The organism is Variovorax sp. EBFNA2, from assembly GCF_033802765.1.
Classification (GTDB): Bacteria; Pseudomonadota; Gammaproteobacteria; order Burkholderiales; family Burkholderiaceae_C; genus Variovorax; species Variovorax paradoxus_H.
This window is the reverse complement of sequence record NZ_CP138496.1, coordinates 4036680-4060324: the sequence shown is the minus strand read 5'-3', so window position 1 is coordinate 4060324 and position 23645 is coordinate 4036680. Positions and strand designations below refer to the sequence as shown.

Genomic DNA, 23645 nt, shown 5'->3' with positions numbered 1-23645 from the left:
GCATTACAGGAGGTGCGTGATGCACATCGAACCCGGTCTCGTCGACGGATCCAAGATCTTTCTCAGCTATGCCACAGGGGCGGCTGCGCTGGCCTACACGGGCAAAGTCGCCTTCGATACCCTGCGCAAGGACGGCCCCATCGGCCTGGCACTGCGCTCGGTCTTCACCGTGATGCTCGTGTTCTGCTTCTTCGAGCTGTTCCCGCACCATCCCGTGGGCGTGTCCGAGGTGCACCTGATCCTGGGCACCACGCTGATGCTCCTGTTCGGGCTTGCGCCCGCGGCCATTGGCCTGGCGGGCGGGTTGCTCATCCAGAGCCTGTTCTTCGCACCGCCCGATCTGCCCCAGTACGGCATGAACGTCACGACCTTGCTCGTGCCGCTGTTCGCCACCGCCGCGCTGGCACGCCGCATCATTCCCGCGAACATGGCCTATGTGGACATCAGCTACCAGCAGGCTTTCAAGCTGTCGGTGGCCTACCAGGGCGGCATCGTGGTGTGGGTCGGCTTCTGGGCGCTCTACGGCCGCGGCACCGGCCTCGAGAACATCAGCCAGATCGCCAGCTTCGGCGCGGCCTACATGACCGTCGTGCTGATCGAGCCGCTGGTCGACCTGGGCGTGCTGGCTGCGGCCAAGGCCTGGCGCCGCCTGCAGGGCACGGCCCTCGTCGAGCGCCGCCTGTACAGCGCCGTCTGATTCGCGCCCATCTGAAGAGGGGGCGCCGCTCGCCGGCGCCCGGTTCCCTGTGCGCCCTCGGCGCCTGAAAGCATCCATTCCATGACATCCAACAGCAACGCCAAGATCCCCGTCACCATCGTCACGGGCTTCCTCGGCAGCGGCAAGACCACGCTGCTGCGCCACATCCTCGGCAATGCCGAGGGCCGCCGCATCGCGGTGGTGGTCAACGAGTTCGGCGAACTCGGCATCGACGGCGACATCCTGCGCGGTTGCGGCATCGGCTGCGACGATGAAGGCAACGAGCGCGAAGGCGCGCTCTACGAGCTGGCCAACGGCTGCGTCTGCTGCACCGTGCAGGAGGAGTTCCTGCCCGTGATGCTGCAGCTGGCCGAACGCCGCGGCGACATCGATGCGGTGATCATCGAAACCTCGGGCCTGGCGCTGCCCAAGCCGCTGGTGCAGGCCTTCCAGTGGCCCGACATCGCGAACATCTTCACCGTCGATTCGGTGGTGACGGTGGTCGATGGCCCCGCCGCCGCGTCGGGCCAGTTCGCCGCGAACCCCGCGCAGGTCGACGTGCAACGCCGCGCCGACCCCAACCTCGACCACGAGTCGCCGCTGCATGAGCTGTTCGAAGACCAGCTCTCGGCCGCCGACCTCGTGGTGCTCAACAAGACCGACCTGATGGACGCCGCCGCGCGCGCGCAGGTCGAGGCGCTGGTGCGCGAGGAGCTGCCGCCCGAGGTGAAGATCGTCGGCGCCACCGAAGGCAAGCTGCCGCTCGCGCTGCTGCTGGGCCAGGGCCGCGCCGCCGAAAGCACCATCCACCTGCGCGAGAGCCACCACGACCACGAGGAAGACCACGACCACGACGAGTTCGACTCGATCGTGATCGAGCTGCCGCCCGTGGACCGCGACCAGCTCATCGCCGTGCTGACCACGCTGGTCGAGCAACACACCATCTACCGCGTGAAGGGCTTCGTCGCCGTGCCGAACAAGCCGATGCGCCTGCTGGTGCAAGGTGTGGGTCGCCGCTTCGACCACCACTTCGACCGCCGCTGGCGCGACGGCGAAGCACAGCGCACGCGGCTCGTGTTCATCGGCGAAGACCTCGACGAGGCCGCGCTGCGCACGGCGCTCGAAGGCGTGGCCGCCGTGCCCGCCTGATCAACGCATGCACCTGCTGAGCACCCAGCCCGGACGCTTCGTCGAGGACGATCCGAGCGTCGTCACCCGGCTCGACCAGACGCCGGGCGACATCGTGGTGCTCAGCTCGGCCGACACCACGCTCGCGCTGCTCGCCGCCGCGCGCACGGCGCTGGCGGCCACCGACCCCGGCTACCCGTCGCTGCGGCTGGCCAATCTCATGCACCTGCGCCAGCCGGCGTCGCTCGACCTGTACGTCGACGAGGTGCTGCGGCATGCGCGCGTGGTGGTGGTCGATCACCTGGGGGCCGAATCGGCCTGGGCCTACGGGCTGCAGCAGCTCGAGAAGCTCGCCAAGCGCCAGGGCCAGCAGCTCGCGATGTTCTCGGGCGACCTGCAGGAAGACGAAGACCTGCTCGCGCGCGGCACCGCGGCGCGCGGCGTGAGCCGGCAGCTCTGGCAGTACCTGCGCTCGGGCGGCGCGGGCAACGCGGCGCAGTTCCTGCGCGCGGTGGCCTTCCATGGCCTGGGCCATGGCGAGGCGCCGTTGCCGCCGCGCAGCCTGCCGCAGGTGGCGCTGCATGTGCCCGGTGGCATCGACGCGACGCACACGGTTGTGGGCATCGACGACCTGCGGGCCGGCTGGCATGCGGATGCGCCCGTGGTGGCGCTGGTGTTCTATCGCTCGCACCTGCTGTCGGGCAACACCGAGGCCTTCGATGCGCTGGCCGTCGCGTTGCATGCCGAAGGACTGAACCCGCTGCCCGTGGCGCTCGATTCGCTGAAAGACCCGCTGTGCCTCTCCGCACTGCGCGCGTTGTGCATCGCGCACGACGTGCAGCTGGTGCTCAACACCACGGCGTTCGCTGCGTTGGGGCAGGGCGCTTCGGACGAGAGCGGTGAGCCCCCGGCGCTGGCCGGCGATGCGCCCGTGCTGCAGGTGATCGTGAGCGGCGGCAACCGCGAAGATTGGCTGGCTGACAGCCAGGGCCTGCGCCCGCGCGACATCGCGATGCAGATCGCCCTGCCCGAGATGGACGGCCGCATCATCACGCGCGCCGTGAGCTTCAAGGGCCTGTCGCACCGCTGCGAACTCACGCAGACCGAGGTGGTGGGCTACCGGCCCGAGCCTGATCGCATCGCCTTCGTGGCCGAGCTGGCGCGTCGCTGGTGCCGGCTGCGCAGCCTGCGCGCCGACGAGAAGCGCGTCGCGCTGATCCTGGCGAACTACCCCGGCAGCGAAGGCCGCATCGGCAGCGGCGTGGGGCTGGACACACCGGCCTCGGTGATGGCCATCCTGCGCACGATGCAGGCCGAGGGCTACACGCTCGACGCACTGCCCGCGAACGGCGACGCGCTGATGCGCACGCTGCAGGAAGGCATCGCCAACGACTCCGCCCAATGGGCCGCGCGGCCCGCGTGGCAGAGCTACGCGCTCGCCGACTACCGCACTCGACTCGCGGCGCTGCCCGAGGGCATGGCCGCCGCCATCGAAGCGCAATGGGGCCCGCCCGAGCACGACCCGATGCTGCGCCAAGGCCGCTTCATGATCGCCGGGCTGCGGCTGGGTCGCGTGTTCGTGGGCATCCAGCCGGCGCGTGCGCTCGGGCCACTGGGCCTGGCCGACTACGCGAGTTACCACGACGCCGAGCTGGTGCCGCCGCACAGTTATCTCGCGTTCTACTTCTGGCTGCGCGATGTGTTCGCCATCGACGCGGTCGTCCACGTCGGCAAGCACGGCAATCTCGAATGGCTGCCGGGCAAGAGCCTGGCGCTGTCGGCCACCTGCTGGCCCGACGCGATCCTCGGGCCGCTGCCCAACGTGTATCCCTTCATCGTCAACGACCCCGGCGAGGGCGCGCAGGCCAAGCGCCGCACGCAGGCCGTGATCGTCGACCACCTGATGCCGCCGCTCACGCGCGCCGAGAACCACGGCCCACTGCAGGACCTGGAGCGGCAGGTCGACGAGTACTACGACGCGCTGCTGGTCGACGCGCGCCGCGCCAAGGTGCTGCGCGCTCAGATCCTTACGACCGTGCGCGCTCAGCACCTCGTCGAAGAACTGGGCATGCCGGGCGCGGAAGACGATGCCGTGCTCGCGCGCGTCGATGCGTACCTGTGCGAGCTGAAAGAAACCCAGATCCGCGACGGCCTGCATGTGTTCGGCGACTCGCCGCGCGCGCGGCTGCGGCGCGACACGCTGCTCGCGCTCGCGCGCTACCCGGCCGGCGACGGCGCGGGCGAGAACGCCGGGCTGCTCGGCGCGCTCGCGGCCGACCTGTTGCCGGGCGAAGCCTTCGACCCGCTCGACATCGACGCGGCGAAGCCCTGGCAGGGCGCGCGGCCCGCGCTGCTGGCGGCCGTGAGCGACGAGGCGTGGCGCCACCAGGGCGACACCCGCGAGCGGCTGGAGCTGCTGGCCCAGCAGCTGCTCGAAGCGGAAGCCTGTCCGCCCGATCTGCCGCGCACCGCTGCCGTGATGGGTCGCATCGAACGCCACCTCGCACCCGCGCTCGATGCGTGCGGCGGGGAAGAACTGCGTCAGCTGTCGCGTGCACTGCAAGGCCGCTTCGTGCCGCCGGGCCCGAGCGGATCGCCTTCGCGCGGTCGGCCCGACGTGTTGCCGACCGGGCGCAACTTCTACGCGGTCGACACGCGCGCCATCCCCACGCCCACGGCCTGGATGCTGGGGCTCAAATCCGCCGCGCAGCTGGTCGAACGCCATCTGCAGGAGCACGGCGACTACCCGGTCGCGCTGGGCCTGTCGGTGTGGGGCACCGCCACCATGCGCACCGGCGGCGACGATCTGGCGCAGGCCTTCGCGCTCATCGGCGTGCGCCCCAAGTGGGCGCCGGGCAGCCAGCGCGTGGTCGATTTCGAGGTGCTGCCCACGGTCGGCATCGGGCGTCCGCGCATCGACGTCACGCTGCGCATCTCGGGTTTCTTCCGCGATGCCTTTCCCAACGCCGTGCAGATGTTCGACGCCGCCGTGCAGGCCGTGGCCGCGCAGGAAGACGAAGACGCCGAGCGCAACCCGATCCGCGCACGCATCCTGCGCGAGGCCGCGGCGCTCGAAGCGCAGGGCGTGGCGCCCGGTGAGGCGCGCATGCAGGCCGGCTGGCGCGTGTTCGGCTCCGCGCCCGGCAGCTACGGCTCGGGGCTGCAGCCGCTGTTCGACCACGGCGATTGGCAGACCGACGACGACCTGTCGAGGGCCTACGTCGGCGGCAGCGCCCACGCCTACGGGCAGGGCAGCGACGGCGTGCCTGCGGGCGATGCGCTGGTGCGCCGACTGCGCACGATGAACGTCGTGCTGCAGAACCAGGACAGCCGCGAGCACGACCTGCTCGACTCCAACGACTACTACCAGTTCCAGGGCGGCATGGCCGCCGCCGTGCGCCACCTGAGCGGACAGCAACCGGCGATGTACCACGGCGACCACGGCAACCCGCAGGCGCCGCGCGTGCGCACGCTGAAGGAAGAAATCAGCCGCGTGATCCGTTCGCGCGTGGTCAACCCCAAGTGGATCGACGGCGTGAAGCGCCACGGCTACAAGGGCGCCTTCGAGATGGCCGCCACGGTTGACTACCTCTTCGGCTTCGACGCCACCGCGCGCGTGGTGGGCGACCACCAGTACGCGATGGTGGCCGACGCCTACGTGCTCGACGAGGCCACCCGCGACTTCGTGACCGCGCACAATCCGCGCGCGCTGCAGGACATGCTCAACCGCTTGCTCGAAGCCATGCAGCGCGGCCTCTGGCAGTCGCCCGGCGACTACAAGAACCAATTGGAAAACCTGTTGCTCGACCACGAGCAGCAGATGGAAGGAAGCCCCCGATGACCACAGCCGCCCCGATGCCGGTGCCGTTCCCTTTTGCCGCGATTGCCGGCCAGCCGCAGCTGCGCCAGGCGCTGCTGCTGGCCGCGGTCGATCCCGCGCTGGGCGGCGTGCTCATCGAAGGTCCGCGCGGCACCGCCAAGACCACGGCCGCGCGCGCGCTGGCCGAGCTGCTGCCCGGCGCGCCCTTCGTCACGTTGCCGCTGGGCGCGAGCCTCGAAAGCCTCGTGGGCACGCTCGACCTCGGGCAGGCGCTGGCCGGCCACGAACTCAGGTTCGCGCCGGGCCTGCTGGCGCGCGCGCACGGCGGCGTGCTGTACGTCGATGAAATCAACCTGCTACCCGACGCGTTGATCGACTCGCTGCTCGATGCGGCGGCCAGCGGCGTCAACGTGGTGGAGCGCGACGGCATCTCGCACCGGCATGCCGCGCGCTTCGTGCTGGTCGGCACCATGAACCCGGAAGAGGGCACCTTGCGACCGCAGCTGCTCGACCGCTTCGGCCTGTGCGTGCGGCTGCGCAACCTGCAGGATGCGGCCGAGCGGCAGGCCATCGTGCGGGCACGGCTGGCTTTCGATGCCGATCCGCAGGGCTTTCGTGCGGCGCATGCGGATGAAGAAGCTGCGCTCGCTGCTGCGCTGGCGCGTGCGCGCGGCCTTGTGTCAGACGCTGCGGCACTGTCGTATGGCGATGCGGTGCACGAAGCCGTCGGCGCGCTGTGCATCGCGGCCGGCGTGGACGGCCTGCGTGCCGACCTCGTGATGCTGCGGTCCGCACGCGCGCTCGCGGCGTGGGAAGGTGCGGCATCGATCACTGATGACCATGTGCAGCGCGTCGCCGAGGCGGTGCTGCTGCATAGGCGCCATCCAGCGGCCGAGGCGGCGGCGGAACCCCCGATGCCATCGCCTGGCCGCAACCCGGCAGATGCACCCGCGCGCGGTGCGGGCGACGGCGACTGGGGCGCCATGCCGCCCGAGCCCGTCGGCATCGAGCGCGTGAAGCCGCTGCGTCCGCTGATCTCCACTCAGCAGGCCGTCCCAAAAAAAGCCTGAGCCTCCGGGACGCCGCACCCGCTGGCGCACGCCAGGGTGACCGGAGGCAGGGCACGCAACGGGACGCATGGCACGGCGCCGCCGCGCCCGGCACCGCCTTCGACTGGCCGCGCACGCTCGTCGCGCGCGGCGCCGATCGATTGAGCGCCGCGCACCTGCGCCATCGCCCACAAGAGGCGCGCAGCGGCACGCTGCACTGCTTCCTGCTCGACTGCTCGGCTTCGATGCGCCACGACGGCCAGCTGGCGCGCGCCAAGGGTCAGCTGCTCGCGCTGATGCAGGAGGCCTACCAGCGGCGCGACCAGGTGGCGTTGCTGTGCTTTGCCGGCGACGTGGTCGAGCTGCGCTTGCCGCCGCGCCGTGCGAGCGCCTGGAACGACGACTGGGTCGCGCCCATCGCGGCTGGCGGCGGCACGCCGTTGGCGCTGGGCGTGCAACGCGCGCAGCAACTGCTGGCGAAGCACGAGACCCGCCAGCGCTGGCTCTGGCTGCTGACCGACGGCCGCAGCAACGAAAGCCCCACGCGCCCCGCGGCGGCGGACGTCGCCTGCGTGATGGACTTCGAGCGCGCCCGCACGCCGCTGCACCGGGCCCGGCAATTGGCGGCGCAGTGGGATGCGCGCTACCTCAGCGCCTGAATCACAGGTGCGACCTTGGCCGACCGGAACGGCTGCGATCTGAAGGGGTGAAGGCCTGTTCCGTCGGGGAGTTCAGGTACCGTACGGCATGCGTCCGAAACCCCGTCTCCTGGCCCTTGCGTTGACCCTGGCAATGCCCATCGCCTCTGCACAAGCCGAACCCCCCGCACAGCCGTTGAATGCCGAAAACTGCGTGGCGCAAGAAGCGGTGCTCGAGCGCGACATGGCCCTGGCCCGTTCGCGCGGCCAGATGCTGCGCCGGCGCGAGCTGGCCGACACCCTGAGCGCGCTGCAGCTTCGCTGCCAGGCGCTGGCGCCGCTGAGCCGCGAAGCGCGCATCGAGAAGCTGGAACAAGAGATCCGCACGCTGCGCACCGAACTCGAACGCGCCGAGGCGCAACTGCGCAGCGTGAAGAGCGAGTCGCCCTGAGCCTGGGCGACTGAGGCGGCGTCACCAGGGCAGCTCGTTGAGCGGCCTGCGCGGGTCTGAAACGGCCGGCGCCACATCGGTCGCGGTGGCCGACCCGTCTTTCTCCGCCACAGCCTCCACCGGCGCCAGCATCGTCCCGCGGCAGTTCGGCGAGCCGCAGTGGCAGGGGTACTTCGAGGGTGGCGAGCCGTCGTCCGCCGTGAGCGAGTAGTCGATGAACAGTTCGTCGCCGGCCTCCACCGCCTCCATCGTCTGGAACCGCAGCACCATCTCGCCCGCCTCGTCGAACTCCTCGACTGCTTCGCAGTTCGGCTCGCAGGAATGGTTGAGGTGGCGCGTGGCGTTGCCGCCCTTGGCGCCGTCGATGGTTTCGCCGGTCGTCAACGTGAACAGGTAGGTGAGCTGGTCGTCCCAGACCTTGGCCGCGACTTCCTGCTTGGTGTAGCGGCGGCCTTCGTAGAGGCCGAGGAAGGCTTCGGCCGGCAGGTCGCGCGTGGCGAAGGCGCCGAGGCCGTGCACGCCGCTGGGGCCCACGCGGATGAACGGGGTGGACGAGGTTCGCTTGTGGGGCTTCATGAACGGACGGGGCGCGAGGAGTCGGAAGAGGAATCGGAAGAGGTGGGCTGGAGTGTCGCGGTCATCTCGATCTGGCGGATGACAAGCGTGGCGCCGCGTGCGGTCAGCGCGCGGTGCATCGGGCTGCCCTCGGGCTCGTCGACCAGCCGCCAGCGTGCGCCGGGGCGCGCCTGGGCGAGCGCGTCGAGCAGCGCATGGGCCGAGGCCTCGTCGGGCGCGGCGGCATCGAGCAGCGTGTTCAGCGGCAGCGGTGTGGGCAGAAGGACGGCGTAGCCGCCCGTTGCGGTCCCCAGCGCGAGGGCACCGTCGTGCGCCAGCGCACCTTGCACGGTCGGCCACTCGCGGCGCCAGGTCGGGCGCGAGAGGGCGGTGCAGGCCGCATGCACAGCGGCGAGCGTGCCGGTGTCGGGCGTCGTCGGGTTCGCGGCATTGGCGGGAGATTCGAAGCTGCCTTCGAGCACCTCGAGCGTGCGAACTTCAACGAAACCCGCCTGCTCATAAAGCTGCCGCGCCGGGTTCTGTTCGATGACTTCGAGCTGCACCTGCGCGATGCCGGCCGCCGACAGGTCGCGCAGCTGCGCCTCGATGAGCTGCTTGGCCAGCCCCCGGCGCCGCTGCGCGCTCGCGATGCCGAAGCCCGCGAGATAGGCACGCGGCCCGCGCCGGCCGACGAGCGAGAGGCCGCAGGCGTCGCCATCGACGACGATCACGCGCGAGAGTGCGAGGTCGGCTTCGGCGCGCCGCACATGGCGCTCGAACATCGCGCGGTCGAACGCGATCGGCACGAAGTAGTCCTCGTAGGAACGGTTCCAGAGCGCGGTGAGTTCGTCGGTGCCGAAGTGGGCGGCGGGAACGATGTCGAGGTTCATGGGGTGGATGGGCAAGTCAGTTGCGCGGCGCATCCAGCGACGCAAGGCAATTCACGATGGCATCGGCCGCCTCGTCGAGCCGCGGGCCGGGCCGCATCATCAGGTCGAAGCGCGCCGAGGCAAAGCTGCAGACGCGTCCGCGCTGGATGGCCGACATGGCCGACCAGCCGGGCCGCGAAGCCATGGCCGAGATTTCGCCGAGGGCCGAGACCATCAGCACGTCGGGGTTGGCGCGCACCACGAACTCGGGGTTCATCTTGGGGAAGGGGCCGAGCGAGCCCGGCACCGCATTGGCCAGGCCCAGGCGCGCCAGCGTCTCGCCGATGAAGGAGCTTTCGCTCGCCGCCGCCACGCCGCCATGCACCTCGAAGTACACGCGCCGCCCCTGCCAGTTCAGCGGCACGCGGGCGCGGGCTGCGTTCAGGCGGGTATCGAGGGTGCGCCAGAAGGCCTCGCCCGCCCCCGGCTTGCCGGTGGCGCGGGCCACCGTTTCCATCACGCGGCGCATGTCGGCATGGGTCTTGGCGTCGAGCGCCAGCACCTTGATGCCCAGGCGCTCCAGCGTCTCGGCGGCGCGGCTGCGCGGGCGCAGCAGCACGAGGTCGGGCTTGAGCGCGACGATGCGCTCGATGTTCGCGTCGTCCATGCCGCCCACCTGCGGCAGGCCCTTCACCGCCGCCGGCCAGTTGGCGTGGCGGTCGATGCCCACGAGCCGGTCGCAGGCGTCGAGCGCGCAGACCGTTTCGGTGAGCGAGGGCATCAGCGAGACGATGCGTTTGGCGGGCGCCTGCAGCTCGAGCACGCGGCCGCGGTCGTCTTCCAGGCGGATGGTGCCCGCGTGCGCCGCCGGGCCCAGGCCCAGTGCCACGAAGGCCGCGGCCCGGGCGATGTGGCGGGCGGCGGTTGAAAAGGGTTGGCGCTGGGGCAGGGCGTGGGAAGTCATCGGGGCGGGCGGAAGCAGCCCGCTATTGTCGCGGCGTCTGCATCCGCAGCAGCCGCGCCGCTTCTTCCGCACGCGCGTCGTCCACCTCGCGCAGCACATTGCTGAGATCCACGGGGCCGGTCTCGCGCACGAAGGTGCCCGTGAGCTCGGTTTCCGGCCGCAGCAGGCCGCGCTCGTAGAGCTGCCAGATCTCGTCGCCGTAGTGCGTCTTCAGCAGCGCGGGCGCGTACTGTCCGAAGAAGTTGCGCAGGTTCTCCACGTCGCGCAGCAGCATGCGCTTGGCGTGGTTGTTGCCGGCTGCGTCGACCGCCTGCGGCAGATCGATGATGACCGGGCCGTCTTCGGCCAGCAGCACGTTGAACTCCGACAGGTCGCCGTGCACGATGCCCGCGCAGAGCATGCGCATCACTTCCTTGAGCAGGCTGGCGTGGTGCAGCAGCGCGTCTTCGGGCGAGAAGGCCACGTCGTTCAGGCGCGGGGCGGCGTCGCCATGGGCGTCGGTCACCAGGTCCATCAGCAGCACGCCTTCGAGAAAGTTGTGCGGCGTGGGCACGCGCACGCCGGCCGCGGCGAGGCGGTAGAGCGCATCGACCTCGGCGCTCTGCCAGATGGCCTCGGTGACCTGGCGGCCGAACTTCGTGCCCTTGGCCATGGCGCGCGCTTCGCGCGTGTTCTTCACGCGGCGGTTCTCGGTGTAGTCGACGGCCTGGCGGAAGCTGCGCTTGTCGGCTTCCTTGTAGATCTTGGCGCAGCGGGTTTCGTCGCCGCAGCGCACGACGTAGACCATGGCTTCCTTGCCGCTCATGAGCTGGCGCACGACGCTGTCGATCAGGCCCTCGTCGACGAGGGATTGCAGTCTGGGGGGTGTCTTCATGCGTGCGCCTCCGGCACAGCCAGGGGGTGGGTCGAGAGGAAGGCCCTCAGGCTTTCCGTGCCGATCTGGTAGACCGCATCATGCCTGTGCGCGGCGAAGCCGAGCCGGCGGTTGATGGCGAGCATGGGCGCGTTGGCCTCTGCGTTGGTGGTGACGGCCATCACCACCTCGGGGTGCCGCTCGCGCACGAGCTGCAACATGATCGCCTTCACGCCCTTGGCCAGGCCCTTGCCACGCCAATGGCGGGCAACCCCGGTGAGGCGCTGGAACATGCGGTCGGGGTACAGCTGGTTCCAGCTGGCGTCGCACACGGCGGCCACCTCGTCGTTGGCGTCGCGCAGCAGCACGAGAAAGTGCTCACCACCGCGGCGGTCGATTTCGGCGTACCAGGCGTGAAAGCCTTCGAGCTCGAAGCGCATCGGCGCGCGTTCGAGCGCGCTGGTGGGCGCGTCTTCGAGCAGCGCGGACAGCGGCGCCATCAGCGTGGCCAACCGATCGAAGGGCACGCGGCCGGCGTGGATCTCGAGGCGCAGCCCGTGCGCGGGTGCGAGGGCATCGGCGCGCCAGCGGGCGAGCGCCGCCCAGTCGAGGCTGTCGAAGGCCATGCGGTTCTCGATGCTGCGGTGCTTCTCGGTCGCACCGATGGCTGCGAGAAACGCCCGGCCTTCCGGCAGGTGGGCCTTGAAGGTCGCGGTGGTGGGGTCGCGGGCCTCCATCAGCGCCAGAAGCCGGTGCAGCAAGGTGCTGGCCACGCCCTGGCGCTGGTGCGATCGCAGCACGCCGCCCCACACGTCGATGAAAGGCGCGAAGGTCGCGTAGTCGGGCGAGCCTTCGCGGCGCACGCCCATGTTGAGGCTGCCGACGATGCGCCCCTGCGCGTCTCGCGCGAGCACGCGATGCACCACGTGCAGCGGCGTGTGCTGTTGCACGTTCTGCTGGGTGTGGGCGTCTGCGGGCTGCGGCTCGCCCGGAAAGTCTTCGTCGTGGCGCTGGCGCCAGTAGGCCAGCGCCTGCGTCCATTCTTCAGCGGACGCCTGCTGCGGATCGAAAGAAAAAGTCGTGAACTGCCGCGCATCGGCGGCACGGGTTTCAAGCATGGTGAGCCTTGATTCGAAAAGGGAACTAACCGCACGCGGCACTTAGGTGCCGGCGTGGCGTTGTCTGAATCGGACGGCGTGTCGCGGCAGAACACCGCGAGGGTCGAACGGGCTGGCTGGTGGTGCCTTCAGCGGCACCTGGGGCGCGGAAAGCGCTTCAGCAGCAGTTCGGATGCGACCCGGCAAACCGTACGGGGGCGGGAGAGTGAATAGCAGTGTCTTCCATCGCGCACCTCCAGTCCGGTTTGTTGATCGAGGCGTCGAATGTAGCGAGGTTCGCACGGTCTGTGAAGTGCAGCGCGCCTGCGGCAGAATCCAAAAAAACCAACAGGGGATGCCATGAATCCGAAGAAGATCTTCGACGCGGCGAGCGAAGCCGATGTCGACACGGTGCGCGCGTGCATCGAGGCCGGGGCCGACCTGGCCGCCGTCAACAAGCAAGGCTTCACCGCACTGCAGTGCGCCGCGATGGGCACGAACGAGGCGGAGCTCGAACCGATCCTTGCCGTGCTGCAACTGCTGCTCGACGCCGGCAGCCCGCTCGAATACGCCGGCACCGACAGCCGCACCGCGCTGTACCTCGCGGCCGAGTTCTCGCCGACCACAGAGCCCGTGCAACTGCTCATCGATGCGGGCGCGAACCCCGACGTGAGCGACAGCCACGGCAACCACATCACGGAGAACGCGATGGAGGAAGAGGTCGCCGAGTTGCTGTCGCGCATCACCGGCCACGCGCTGCCCGAGCCGCCGCCGCCCGAACCCGACCCGGTGAAGATGAGCACCGCGCAGTGGCGCGCGGCCGAAGCGCGCATCGCCGAGGTGTTCGACGCGCTGACGCAAGCTGGCCTGGTCGCACTGCAGGATGCGGGCGACACGCAGTCCGATGGCTTCTCCGATTGCTCCGAAGCGTTCCGCGAGCGCGGCGGCAAGAAGGCCGGCGTGCACGGCTTCTGCTTCTACACACGGCAGGACCAGAACCGCGCCAAGCGCACGAGCCAGCTCTCGCTCGCGTTCTGGGGCGCGCCCGAAGGCGGCGATGCCGACATGCAGCGCGTCGGCGAACTCGTGGTCGGCGAGTTCCGCAACGCGGGCTTCGAGGTGCGCTGGAACGGCGCGTCGTCGATGCGGCCTGAAGTCGATCTGCGCGCCTGAGCCTCAGCCCAACGCCGCGCGCAACCGCGTGGCGAGCTGTCGCGCCTGGGTCGGCGTGGCAACGTTGGTGAAACCCATCAGCAGTCCTTGGCCGTCGAAGGCCGCTGTCCCCCGGGCCGACAGCGGCTGGCAGTTCAGGCCGGCCTCTTGCGCGCGACGGGCCAGCACGAGGTCGCTCTCGGTGCGCGCATCGAAGCGCGCAATCAGATGCATGCCGCCAGCCTGCAGATCGATGCGCACGCCGTCGCCGAAAGCCTTCTGCAATGCCTCGACCAGCAGGGCGCGTCGGCGCGCATAGAGCAGGCGCATCTTCTTCAGGTGGCGCGAGAAATGCCCGTCACGCATGAAGTCAGCCACCGTGGCCTGCGTGATCTGCGGGCAGCCGTTGGAGGCGATGCGCGCCGCCTCCTCGAAGCGCGCACGCAGCGATTCGGGCACCACCAGGTAGCCCAGCGCCAGCCCGGGATACAGCACCTTCGAGAAGCTGCCCGCGTACAGCACGCGGTCGTGCCCGTCGAGGCTCTTGAGCGCGGGCAGCGGCGCGCCGGCGTAGCGGTACTCGCCGTCGTAGTCGTCTTCGACGATCCAGGCCTTGGCGCGCGAGGCCCATTCGAGCAGCTGCAGCCGGCGCGCCAGCGACATCGACACGCCCAGCGGCGCCTGGTGCGAGGGCGTGACGATCGCCATGCGCGCCTTCGGCAAGTGGCGCACGCCCCGCGCGACGACCAGCCCTTCGTCGTCCACCGGCACGGGCACCACGCGCTGGCCGGCGCTGCGCAGCACGTCGTGTGTGGGGGCGAAGCCGGGGTCTTCGGTCCACACGCGATCGTCCTTCGCGAGCAGCGTGCGCGCCACGAGCGCGAGCGACGCGCGGTAGCCGCCGGTGACGAAGACCTGCGCGGGCTGGCAAGCCACGCCGCGCGACACCAGCAGGTAGGCCGCGATGGTCTCGCGCAGCGGCGCGTAGCCCGCGGGGTCGCCATAGAACAGGTCGGCCGCACCCATGGCGCGCGCGCGGCGGGCGACCAGGCGCGCCCAGAGCTTGCGCGGAAAGGCATCGAGTGCAGGGATGCCGAGTTGCAGCGGGGGCGGGGCGATCGGTCCGGCCAGTGCAGGCCCCTCGACGACGGGGCGCGAGCCGGCGCGCACGGCGCGCTGCACCGGCAGCGACGGCGACACCACCGTGCCCGCCTGCCCCTGAGCAGAAAAATAGCCTTCGCCCGCGAGCTGGCTGTAGGCCGCCTCGACCGTGCCGCGCGCCACGCCCAGTTCGCCCGCCAGGCTGCGTGCCGACGCCACGCGGTCGCCGGGGCGGAGCACGCCGCGCTCGATCGCCGTGCGAAAGCGCTCGTAGACCTGGCGGTGCAGCGGGGTCAACGTCGAGCGGTCGATGCCGGGGAGGGCATTGCTTGGTGGGTTGATCATGGCCCAGTAATTCTGACGATTCTTGGTTCTTTCGTCTGGTGCATCGAAATCCTAAGCTCGTGGCTTCGAACAGCCAGCAGGAAAGAAGGACACGCCATGGGCGAGAAGGTATTCGTGGCGGGCGCGACCGGGGCCGTGGGCTCCGCGCTGATCCCGCTGTTGATCGAGGCCGGCCACGCGGTGTACGGCGGCACCCGCCGTGCCGATCGCGCGGCGGTACTGGAGGCGCGCGGTGTGACACCGGTCGTCGTCGATGTGTTCGACGCGCAGGCCTTGCGCGACGCGTTGGTGCGCATCGCGCCCACGGTCGTCATCCACCAGCTCACCGATTTGCCGCAGGACCTGAACCCGGCGCTCATGGCCGAGGCGGTGGTGCGCAATGCGCGTGTGCGCATCGAGGGCACGCGGCACCTCGTCGCGGCGGCGCTGGCGGCCGGTGCGAAGCAGGTGATTGCGCAGAGCATCGCCTGGGCCTATGCACCCGGACCGACGCCGCACACCGAAGCGGATCCGCTCGACCTCGGGGCCGAAGGCGGTCGCCGCATCAGCATCGACGGCGTGGTGGCGCTGGAGCGCAGCGTGCGCGGTGCCGTCGGGCTCACGGGAACGGTGCTGCGCTATGGGCAACTCTATGGGCCCGGCACGTCGAATGCGGCACCCAAGGGCGCGAGCCCGGTGCATGTCGAGGCCGCGGCCTGGGCCGCGTTGCTCGCGATGCGGCATGCGCGCGGCGGCGTCTTCAACATTGCAGAGGGCAGCCCCGAGGTCAGCAGCGAGAAGGCCAAGCGCGAGCTGGGCTGGCATGCGGCGCTGCGGCGGTCGCAGGAGGTGGCGTCATGAAGGCCGTGCGTCTGTCTCACACACCGTCGATCCTTGCTGGGCTGTCGCTGGTGCTCGCCGCCAGTTGGGCGCTGATGCCGCGCACGGGCCAGCAGGAGGCCGTGCAGTGGTTCTCCGATGTGTGCAGTTCGGTGGCGCGGCCAATGTTCGCGTCCGCGCCGGTGCCCGCGGGCTCGGAAGCGACGGCGCGGCCGGCCACGCAGGTCAAGGTGCTGTCGTGCGAGGCACTGCCGAATGTGCCCGGCAAGTCGGTGACGACGGTGCTGGTCGACTTTCCGCCGCTGGCCTATTCGCCGGCGCATCGGCATCCGGGCTCGGTGACGGCGATCATTCTCGAAGGCACCATCCGCTCGCAACTGGGCGGCGGCCCCGTGGGCACCTTCCAGAGCGGAGAGACCTTCTTCGAGCCGCCCAACACGCTGCACATGTTCGCGGAGAACCCCGACCCGGTGAAGCCCGCGAAGCTGATGGCGGTGTTCGTCACCGACACCAACTGCGGACCGCTGCTGCTGCCGCCCTGATCGGCCTCGCATCGCGCGCGATTAAAGTCCGGCGATGACCTTGACCTATGCCTACCTCGCTGTCGCGATCGTCGTCGAAGTGCTCGCGACCAGCTTTCTCAAGGCCTCGGACAGCTTCACGAAACTCTGGCCCAGTGTGGCCACGGTGGTGGGCTACGCGGTGTCGTTCTACTTTCTCTCGCTCGCGCTGCGTGTGCTGCCCACCGGTATCGCCTACGCGATCTGGTCGGGCGTGGGCATCGTGCTGATTTCGGTGGTGAGCTGGCTCTGGTTCGGCCAGACGCTCGACGCACCGGCCATCCTCGGGCTGGGGCTGATTATCGCGGGCGTGGTGGTGGTCAACGTGTTCTCGAAGTCGGTGGGGCACTGACCTGGGGGTTGAGGCTCCGGCGCGCCGCATTGTTTCCGTTTCGGGAACGCCGTGGTTCCTTTTGCCGCGGGTTTTTACCTAGATATCGCCGCACAATTCATCTCACGGACCGGCCCCCAAGCAGATCCGGATGAACAGGCCCCGAGCGAGTTGGCCGCCCTTCAAAAAAGAGGGACGGTGACCCACCCAAGACCGGTTCAACCCCTCCAAGTCAAACACTTGAACCACTGAACTGAATTGAAGAAGGAAACCGACATGACCGCCTCCAAGCTCCTCTCCGCCGTTGCTGTTGCCCTGATGGCCGTTGCCGGCGCCGCCCACGCTGAAACCTACGAAGGCGTGCATCGCCTGACCTCGGCCGCCAGCCGCGCCGATGTCGCCGCAGAAGCCGTGGTGGCCGCACGCAGCGCCAACCCCTACGCTACCGGCGCCGATGCAGGCCCCGCCCAGGTGTTCGTTTCGACCGTGAGCCGCGACGCCGTCCGCGCCCAGGCCGTGGTCGCTGCGCGCAGTGAGAACCCCTACAGCGAAGCCGTGACCTCCCGCGTGGCCCCGGTGCTGGCCAGCGGCCTGGACCGCGCCTCGGTGCGTGCCGAAGCCCGCGCCGCTGCACGCGGTGACGCACTGCCGCTGTAATTGATGGGTATCAGGCGCGCGCACCTTGCCCCATGGCGAGGTGTCAGCGGGTCAGAGAAAGAAAAACCGGCCTTGCGAAAGCAAGGGCCGGTTTTTTCACGAACGGGGTGAAGCCGTCGTCAGAAGCAGCGTTCTTCGATCGTGCCCACGCGGTCCGGATAGAAGGCCACGTAGTCCTTGATCGGTGCGACCGATTCGTAGGGCGACTCGTAGGTCCACACCGCATTCACTGAGCGTTCGCCGCCGGCCGGAATGCTGTAGTAGGCGCACTCGCCCTTGTACGGGCAGTAGGTTGCGTGCGCGGTGCGCTCCAGCAGCGACATGCGAACGTCCTTGCGCGGGAGGTAGTGCACCGTGCCGAAATGCGATTCGCGCAATGTCAGCGCATCGCGCGAGTCGGCAATCACATGCCCTCCCACGGACACCACCACGCGCATCGGATTCGGCGTGATGGCGATCGCATGGTCGGGGCCCGGAATCTTGACGGTGCGTTCTGGCGTGGCGAACATGGACAAGCTCCTTCGGACGAATCGGCGGATGCGCATCTTGCTGCGTTGTCGCGACGATTTGAAGTCTCCTGCAAATCCACCTGTTCTCGGCGTGGTTAAAGGCGGCCGCGTTCGGAAACCAAAGTTTCAGATTCGCTGCTTTTGCGGTGTACCCCGAAGCCTGCGCGCCCCGGCGCGATGTGTTCGCGCAGCGTTAGTGCGGGAATTTCGTAGTCGCCGCCGTTCTGCGGGCGGAACGGAATCGGGTCGGTGGTCCACAGCGTATCGAGCCGCTCGCCCAGCTCGCCGGTGATGCGCTCATAGGCTGCGGCATCGACCTTGTCCGTGCGGTGCACCACGAACGGCGGCAGCACGTCGAAGCCCGGGTAGTAGAGGATGCCGTGGTGAATGGGAAACAGCAGCTCGTCCATCGGCCCATTGATGCCGCGGGGGGTGTAGTGTGAGGCCCAGCCGCCGGTCGTCACCACCAGCATCGCGCGCTTGCCGGCCAGCGTGCCTTCGCCGAAGCGATCGCCCCAGTGTGTGTCTGAATGTTCGCCCACGCCGTAGGCAAAGCCATAGGCGTAGATACGCTCGATCCAGCCCTTGAGGATGGCGGGCATCGAGTACCACCACAGCGGGAACTGCAGGATCACCGCGTCGGCCCACAGCAGCTTCTCTTGCTCTGCGGCGATGTCCGCGGTCTGCGTGCCGCCCTCGAAAGCCTGCAGTGAATCGCGCACGGGGTCGAAGGGCGCGGTGGTGTCGCGCGCCGGAAAGTCGTCGGCGTCGAGCGCGGGCTTCCAGCGCATCGCGTACAGGTCGGACACGCGCACGGAGTGGCCCGCACGGGTGAGGCGTTCGACCATGAAGCGATGGAGCGAGCCGTTCAGCGAGGCGGCTTCGGGATGGGCAATGACCAGCAGGATGTTCACGGTGTGATGAGGTTCGAGTGAAGATGCCCTCAGGTTAGGAGCCGTGGCGCTATATTGGAAATGAATAGTTTGAATGCCAGGTATCGCCATGAACAATTTCAACCGCCTCGACCTCAACCTGCTGGTCACGCTCGACACCTTGCTGGCCGAGCGCAACGTGACCCGCGCGGCCGAGCGCCTGAACCTTTCGCAGCCCTCGGTGAGCGTGCAGCTCGCCAAGCTGCGCGAGCTCTTCAACGACCCGCTGCTCGTGCCCGCGCAACGCGGCATGCGGCCCACCGCGCGCGCCGACGAACTGCGCGAGCCGCTGCGCGAAGCCCTCGCGTCGCTGGGCCGCGCGCTGGCGCCCAGCCAGCCCTTCGACCCCGCGCAGGCCACCACCACCTGGCGCGTGGCCGCGGCCGACTACGCCGAGTCGGCCATCCTGCTGCCGGCGCTGGCCGGGCTGCGTGAGGCCGCACCGAACACCCGGCTCGCCGTGGTCGAGGCCGTGCCGACGCGCATGGCGCGCCAGCTCGAGCAGGCGGAGATCGACCTGTTCTTTCACACCAGCGTCGGCGCGCCGCCCGGCCTGCACCGGCGCGTGCTGTTCCACGAGCGCTATGTGCTGGCCGGCCGGGCAGGGCACCCGCGTCTGAAGCACCGGCCCACGCTCGCGCAGTTCTGTGCGCTGGAGCATGTGGTGGTGTCGCTGGGCGGCGGCGGCTTTGTCGGCCCCACCGACGAGGCGCTGGCGGCGCAGGGCCTCACGCGGCGCGTGGCGCTGTCGGTGCCGCACTTCCTGTTCATGATGTCCGTGCTCGCCAGCACCGACATGGTCGCGATGCTGCCCGAGCGCCTGGCGCGCGGCGCGCCGGGGCTGCGCGTGGTGGAGGCGCCGCTGGAGGTGCCGGGCTACGAGATGGCGATGCTGTGGCACGAGCGGCGGCATCGCGACCCGGGGCATCGGTGGCTGCGGGAGCAGATTGCGGGGAGCTTGTAGATGCTTTCGCAGGCGCCGCCCTTCGCGTGCGTCGGCTTTTCGGAATGACGCAAGAGAACTTGCTGCCGCGGGCGTACAGTCGAACCGCAGCCCTGTCGGAGCGCTACACGAATGGAGGTCGAAGATGGCCCAGCATGCAATTACCGCGGTTCACTTCACGGACGGGAAGATGGATCTCGTCGCCATTCACCCGGTCGTGGAGAAGGAGTTCGGTTCGACAGAGTTTTCCCTTGGCACGGCACAGCGAATCAGCGTCGGCGACTGCGTCAAGCTCATTGCTGCCGGCGAGGAGGTCTGCCTTGCCCGGCGCACCGAAAGCCACGGCTGGGACATCATCTGCGACGTGAGGCTCTTGCCGGGCGGGACCGAACTCACCGGCGTCGACATCGTGGATCGTCCCAACGACGCCTTGCAGCACCTTCCTGCGTGGGACTAGTGGGGTGCCCCGCAAATGGCTGTGCACCAGAAGTTGCCTTCCGTATCCTTTTGCCGTGTTCGGTGACGCGCGGCCGTTCCATCAGGTGTGCATGAAGCAGCGCGTCGTCGCCATCATCCGCACGTTCTTCGTCGCGTTGACCGAGGGCGTGTGCAAGAGGCGCAGGTCCATCAGGAAGACGTCGCCTGCGCGCCCCGACATCTCGACGAGGCCGATGCCCAGCGGGTGAAGTTGCTGCTTCAGGTCGCCGGTCGTCTTCAGCACCTGCCGCAGCGCCGAAGCCGAAGGCCATCCCGGCGTGCCGACGCGATGCGAGCCGGCCAGCGCCAGGGTCGCGCCGCCGCCCGGCGCCACATCGTCGATCAGGAAGAAGGCCTGGATGCCCGGTAGGGGATCTTGCGGTGATGCCGAGACGTCGACATGCCAGTTCAAGCCTGTGAAGGTCGAAGCGCCTTGAAGAGGCGGCGAGAGCAGAAGCTGCGTGTCCTGGATGGCTGTGGGCGCGCGCCCGCCGAGTTGGGTGACGCAGTCGATCAGCAGCGGCGTCACCAGCGCTTCATGCACGCCGGGCACCTTGACGAGCGCAGACAGCTTGCCGATCTGCTGGAAGAGCGGGAATTTCTGCAGCGAGCTCGACAGGCCCTTGCCGCCAGGCAAGGCCTTCAGTCGCTTGATCTCATCGTGCAACTTCTGCCGCAGGCCCGCGATCTGTTTCTGCGGATGGAAGCCTTCCAGCCGCACGTAGCCTTTGTCGATGAAGAAGTCGGCCTGGGTTGGTTGCATTGCAAGAAACTGCCGCGCGCTCTGTCCACGCAGTCGCATCGGGTTGGAGTTCATGACGAGAAGATTTTCCACGCTTTGGCGGCGCAAGAAAGAGGGGCACGCCGACCGCATGCCCCTTTCCCACCTTCACAGCTTCGGCGTGTACTTCACCGTGAACAGCACATTGCGCGGATCGCCGTAGTTGTTGTTCCCGTTGGTCTCGTTGTAGGCCGGGATGTAGTAGCGCTTGTCGAAGATGTTGTTGATGTTGACGGCCAGTGCCACCTCCGGCGTCAGCTGGTAGGCCAGGCGCGCGCTCCACACCGCGAAGCCGGGCACCTTGTACGTGCGGTCGTAGCCCAGCGTGTGGCTCTGGATGCTGAAGCCGCCGCCCACGCTGAGCCGGCTCCAGTCGCCGGGCAGTTGGTAGTTGCTCCACACGCGCAGCATGTGCTTGGGCGTCCACTGGCCGAAGACCTGGCCCTTGTTGTCGGGGTCTTCGAGGAACTTGGTGGTGTTGTAGGTGTAGCCGGCAGTGAGCTGCAGGCGCGGCGCGACCTCGCCGCTGACCTCGGCTTCGAAGCCCTGGCTGCGCACCTTGCCCGACGACTTGGAGCAGTACCAGCCGTCGCAGGCAAAGCCGCCGTCGCGGTCGGTCACGGCGCGGTTGGTGTGGTCGTAGCGGAACACGGCCAGCGAGGTGTTCAGGCGGCCGTCCATCAGCTCGCCCTTCAGACCCACCTCGTAGTTGCTGCCGATGATGGGCTTGAGCCCTTCACCCGAGACGGTGCGTTCGGTCTGCGGCTCGAACACGTCGGTGTAGCTCGCGTAGGCCGACCATTGCTTGTTGAGCGCGAACACGAGGCCGACGTATGGCGTCACTTCGGCCGACGTGCTGACGGTGCTTGTGAAGCCCGCGGACTGGCTCGCGTAGAGGTAGTCGTACCAGCTCAGGCGCGCGCCGACGATGGCCGTGAGCGGCTCGGCGAGCTTGGCCCGCCAGCTGCCGTAGATGCCCTTTTGCCGCACGTCGTAGTGCGTGTGGCTCTTCGTGCCGCCGGCGGCCAGGATGGTGTCGTAGCTCTGCGCCGGGCGGTTGTGGTCGATGGCGAAGATGTTGCCGCCGCCGCTGAACCGGCGCGCATACCGGTCGGTCGACACAAACTTCGAGTAGTTGGCGCCGAGGGTCACGTCGTGTTCCATCGACAGCGCATCGAAGCGCCCGCGCAGGTAGACGTCGAAGCCCTGCTTGCGCGAATCGAAGCGGGTGCGCAATCAACGCGGGCCAACTGCGCACATCGAACTCGAATCCAAACGGCACCTGCGCTCCCAAGCCTTCCTCGAAGATCAGCTGCTTCTGAAGGCTGTTGGTGGCCGTCAATTCCACCTGCGTGATGTCCTCGGTTCTGAGTGCCATCAGGCCGTCCAGTCGGAAGTCGTAGACGTACTGAATCAGGACCAGTTCTGACGAGACCGCCAACACGAAGCCTTGGATTTGCGAATCGTCGATGCCCGTCCGGTAGATCGAGACGAGATCACGGTCCTCCAAATGCTGTTCGAGTTGCTGCTTCTGGGGTGTCATTGAGGAGCGGTAGGGCCAGTGTTACTTCTTCGCAAGAAATGCGGCAACCAACGCATTCGCATGCCCATGACCTATCTTGTGCTGGGTCTTGAGTTGGCTCACAAGCTCCATGTGCTTCAGAGGGCCAGCAGCCTGAAGAATGTCCATCCAATGCGAAATCGGCTGGCCGTAGTTCTTCTCGATGGAGGGGAAGTACGAGGCGGGTCCTTTTACCTTGGCGGTCTCGGTCATGAGCGGCTCTTTCGTAGGTTGGGAGTGCGATTCGTGCAAAGCCCGAAGAAAAAATCAGCGATGGTAAAGCGATGAATCGCCGCGAGGCTCTGAACTCAGTTCGTAGTCCGCCGCATGCGGAACTCGCCGCCTGCGTACAACACCAGCGCGATCACCTGGCCATTGGCAGCGCGTTCAAACTACAGTTGGATGCGCGCGTTCTTCACCAGCCCGGCGGCCAGTTCGTCTTCAACGACGAAGAAGGAAAAGTTCGTAGTCACTTGCGTACTCGTCGCCGCTAAACGCTTTGCAAGCTCCAATAGATTTCGGTTTCGGGAGCGCACACGAAACCTTCCAGGGTGGGATGTCGGGCAAGGCGTTCGACGTTCGGCCTCGACGAGCAAAAAATTGTGAAGTGGCTGTCCCAATGGACAGTCCAGAGGTTGGCCTTGTCTGGGGTGAACACACTTCCGCTCGTGAGCGCGACCTTGGCGCTTGCTGGTTTTAGATCGTCGATCCAGCAGAGCTTGCGTTCAGTGCAGAACTCGTCACCCACCCAAAGCCATTCCTGCGCGAGCGACTGTATGAACGACAGGACCGGATCCTGAATCAACTCTGGAAAAAGACCTTCAACAGGGGCAAGCAATCTGTGCTGGCTCAGCGAATTCGCTAGTACGTCGGCAAGTTCCTCGTCGGCAAAGTCCTTTCTCAGGCCGCCGATCATTGTCCTCAGTGCCACATCGATTGACGCGATCGAAGGAAATCCACAGAGGTCACGCACCTGCGACCACCGGACTGATTCAAATGTTTGGCAAAGCTCGTCCGCACTCCAGTCTTCCCGCGCGGCATTGGTCAGGTCGAACGTGGTCGACTTGGGACGCATGAACGGACTAAGAAGCACATAGGCGGCTTCAAATGCACCGTCGTAGAAGGGTAAGACGGGGCCTTCCAGTGGGCAAATGGCGTATCGGTCTGGATCGGGAAACACGCGTTGATTCATGGGCTCAGTCTAGAGCGGTCGGACCTGCCCGGTTGTGGCCGAACGGTGCTCAGGTCTATGAGCGGCGGATAGCTCAGCCGCTCACAGTCAAGCCATCTTTCCCACGGAAGATGGCTGCCAGTGCGTCCTCAACACTCTGTCGGCTCCAGTTTCCTGGCAGAAAC

25 protein-coding genes are annotated in these 23645 nt (G+C 68.2%); 13 read left to right on the top strand and 12 right to left on the bottom strand.

All coding sequences use genetic code 11. The annotated features are described in order from the left end of the window. Nucleotides 1–19 precede the first annotated feature (19 nt). The 6 genes from RZE79_RS19225 (at nt 20) to RZE79_RS19200 (ending at nt 7783) form a co-directional block, all read left to right on the top strand. Entirely contained in the window at nt 20–697 is a 678-nt protein-coding gene (locus tag RZE79_RS19225; RefSeq protein WP_319356019.1) for an energy-coupling factor ABC transporter permease, read from the top strand. An 81-nt stretch (nt 698–778) separates the two neighbouring features. Continuing rightward, the gene (gene cobW / locus RZE79_RS19220) at nt 779–1846 is read left to right on the top strand and encodes a cobalamin biosynthesis protein CobW (RefSeq protein WP_319356017.1); all 1068 of its coding nucleotides are present in this window, start codon (nt 779–781) and stop codon (nt 1844–1846) included. Between the two features lie 7 nt (nt 1847–1853). After that, nucleotides 1854–5666 carry a cobaltochelatase subunit CobN gene (gene cobN / locus RZE79_RS19215; protein WP_319356015.1) on the top strand — a complete coding sequence of 1271 codons (3813 nt, stop codon included), beginning with the start codon at nt 1854–1856 and terminating at the stop codon, nt 5664–5666. Beyond that, nucleotides 5663–6715 (top strand): ATP-binding protein, encoded by a 1053-nt coding sequence (locus tag RZE79_RS19210; protein ID WP_319356014.1) that lies wholly within the window; start codon nt 5663–5665, stop codon nt 6713–6715. The genes cobN and RZE79_RS19210 overlap by 4 nt, the downstream gene beginning before the upstream one ends. 140 nt (nt 6716–6855) lie before the next feature. Then, entirely contained in the window at nt 6856–7353 is a 498-nt protein-coding gene (locus RZE79_RS19205) for a VWA domain-containing protein (protein ID WP_319356012.1), read from the top strand. 175 nt (nt 7354–7528) lie between these two features. Next, nucleotides 7529–7783, top strand: a complete 255-nt coding sequence (locus tag RZE79_RS19200) for a DUF1090 family protein (protein WP_319356011.1) — start codon at nt 7529–7531, stop codon at nt 7781–7783. Nucleotides 7784–7804: 21 nt separating this feature from the next. Here RZE79_RS19200 and RZE79_RS19195 read toward each other — a convergent pair whose 3' ends face one another. The 5 genes from RZE79_RS19195 to RZE79_RS19175 are packed head-to-tail and all read right to left on the bottom strand — an operon-like array spanning nt 7805 to nt 12142. After that, nucleotides 7805–8359 carry an SET domain-containing protein-lysine N-methyltransferase gene (locus RZE79_RS19195; protein WP_319356009.1) on the bottom strand — a complete coding sequence of 185 codons (555 nt, stop codon included), beginning with the start codon at nt 8357–8359 and terminating at the stop codon, nt 7805–7807. Beyond that, complete coding sequence (locus RZE79_RS19190; protein ID WP_319356007.1) at nt 8356–9228, bottom strand: N-acetyltransferase; 873 nt, start codon at nt 9226–9228, stop codon at nt 8356–8358. The genes RZE79_RS19195 and RZE79_RS19190 overlap by 4 nt, the downstream gene beginning before the upstream one ends. 16 nt (nt 9229–9244) lie before the next feature. Continuing rightward, a complete protein-coding gene (locus RZE79_RS19185) occupies nt 9245–10171 on the bottom strand; it encodes a helical backbone metal receptor (protein ID WP_319356006.1) in 927 nt (308 codons plus the stop codon). Between the two features lie 22 nt (nt 10172–10193). Beyond that, nucleotides 10194–11045, bottom strand: coding sequence for a PA4780 family RIO1-like protein kinase (locus tag RZE79_RS19180; RefSeq protein WP_153283587.1), 852 nt, complete (start codon nt 11043–11045; stop codon nt 10194–10196). Beyond that, nucleotides 11042–12142 (bottom strand): N-acetyltransferase, encoded by a 1101-nt coding sequence (locus tag RZE79_RS19175; RefSeq protein ID WP_319356003.1) that lies wholly within the window; start codon nt 12140–12142, stop codon nt 11042–11044. Before RZE79_RS19175 ends, RZE79_RS19180 begins: the two co-directional genes overlap by 4 nt. Before the next feature lie 339 nt (nt 12143–12481). On the opposite strand from RZE79_RS19175, the gene RZE79_RS19170 reads away from it, so the two are divergent. Then, nucleotides 12482–13294, top strand: coding sequence for an ankyrin repeat domain-containing protein (locus RZE79_RS19170; RefSeq protein ID WP_319356002.1), 813 nt, complete (start codon nt 12482–12484; stop codon nt 13292–13294). A 3-nt stretch (nt 13295–13297) separates the two neighbouring features. On the opposite strand, the gene RZE79_RS19165 is transcribed toward RZE79_RS19170, so the two are convergent. After that, nucleotides 13298–14719, bottom strand: coding sequence for a PLP-dependent aminotransferase family protein (locus tag RZE79_RS19165; RefSeq protein WP_319356000.1), 1422 nt, complete (start codon nt 14717–14719; stop codon nt 13298–13300). 96 nt (nt 14720–14815) lie between these two features. Here RZE79_RS19165 and RZE79_RS19160 point away from each other — a divergent pair, with 96 nt between their 5' ends. From RZE79_RS19160 to RZE79_RS19145, 4 genes are all read left to right on the top strand, one after another. Continuing rightward, nucleotides 14816–15559, top strand: coding sequence for an NAD(P)-dependent oxidoreductase (locus RZE79_RS19160; RefSeq protein ID WP_319355998.1), 744 nt, complete (start codon nt 14816–14818; stop codon nt 15557–15559). Beyond that, complete coding sequence (locus RZE79_RS19155) at nt 15556–16080, top strand: cupin domain-containing protein (protein WP_319355996.1); 525 nt, start codon at nt 15556–15558, stop codon at nt 16078–16080. The genes RZE79_RS19160 and RZE79_RS19155 overlap by 4 nt, the downstream gene beginning before the upstream one ends. 34 nt (nt 16081–16114) lie before the next feature. Continuing rightward, entirely contained in the window at nt 16115–16450 is a 336-nt protein-coding gene (locus RZE79_RS19150; RefSeq protein ID WP_319355994.1) for an SMR family transporter, read from the top strand. Nucleotides 16451–16705: 255 nt separating this feature from the next. Then, complete coding sequence (locus RZE79_RS19145) at nt 16706–17086, top strand: helicase SNF2 (RefSeq protein WP_153283593.1); 381 nt, start codon at nt 16706–16708, stop codon at nt 17084–17086. Nucleotides 17087–17205: 119 nt separating this feature from the next. Here RZE79_RS19145 and RZE79_RS19140 read toward each other — a convergent pair whose 3' ends face one another. Together RZE79_RS19140 and RZE79_RS19135 are read right to left on the bottom strand one after the other, a co-directional pair. After that, nucleotides 17206–17595: a DUF427 domain-containing protein gene (locus RZE79_RS19140; RefSeq protein WP_319355992.1), complete on the bottom strand. Its 390-nt coding sequence runs from the start codon at nt 17593–17595 to the stop codon at nt 17206–17208. 95 nt (nt 17596–17690) lie between these two features. Then, entirely contained in the window at nt 17691–18509 is an 819-nt protein-coding gene (locus RZE79_RS19135) for an NAD(P)H-dependent oxidoreductase (protein WP_319355990.1), read from the bottom strand. Nucleotides 18510–18597: 88 nt separating this feature from the next. Here RZE79_RS19135 and RZE79_RS19130 point away from each other — a divergent pair, with 88 nt between their 5' ends. Then, nucleotides 18598–19491 (top strand): LysR family transcriptional regulator, encoded by an 894-nt coding sequence (locus RZE79_RS19130; RefSeq protein WP_319355988.1) that lies wholly within the window; start codon nt 18598–18600, stop codon nt 19489–19491. A gap of 124 nt (nt 19492–19615) precedes the next feature. After that, a complete protein-coding gene (locus RZE79_RS19125) occupies nt 19616–19927 on the top strand; it encodes a hypothetical protein (protein ID WP_319355986.1) in 312 nt (103 codons plus the stop codon). Between the two features lie 81 nt (nt 19928–20008). On the opposite strand, the gene RZE79_RS19120 is transcribed toward RZE79_RS19125, so the two are convergent. The 4 genes from RZE79_RS19120 to RZE79_RS19105 all read right to left on the bottom strand — a co-directional run bounded on the left by RZE79_RS19120 (nt 20009) and on the right by RZE79_RS19105 (nt 23481). Then, the gene (locus RZE79_RS19120; RefSeq protein WP_319355985.1) at nt 20009–20710 is read right to left on the bottom strand and encodes a phytanoyl-CoA dioxygenase family protein; all 702 of its coding nucleotides are present in this window, start codon (nt 20708–20710) and stop codon (nt 20009–20011) included. Between the two features lie 126 nt (nt 20711–20836). Next, nucleotides 20837–21964: a TonB-dependent receptor domain-containing protein gene (locus RZE79_RS19115; protein WP_319355984.1), complete on the bottom strand. Its 1128-nt coding sequence runs from the start codon at nt 21962–21964 to the stop codon at nt 20837–20839. Between the two features lie 328 nt (nt 21965–22292). Further along, nucleotides 22293–22502: a DUF4287 domain-containing protein gene (locus RZE79_RS19110; RefSeq protein ID WP_319355983.1), complete on the bottom strand. Its 210-nt coding sequence runs from the start codon at nt 22500–22502 to the stop codon at nt 22293–22295. A gap of 277 nt (nt 22503–22779) precedes the next feature. Further along, on the bottom strand, nt 22780–23481 hold the full coding sequence (locus RZE79_RS19105) for a DUF2711 family protein (RefSeq protein WP_319355982.1): 702 nt from the start codon (nt 23479–23481) through the stop codon (nt 22780–22782). Nucleotides 23482–23645: the final 164 nt, after the last annotated feature.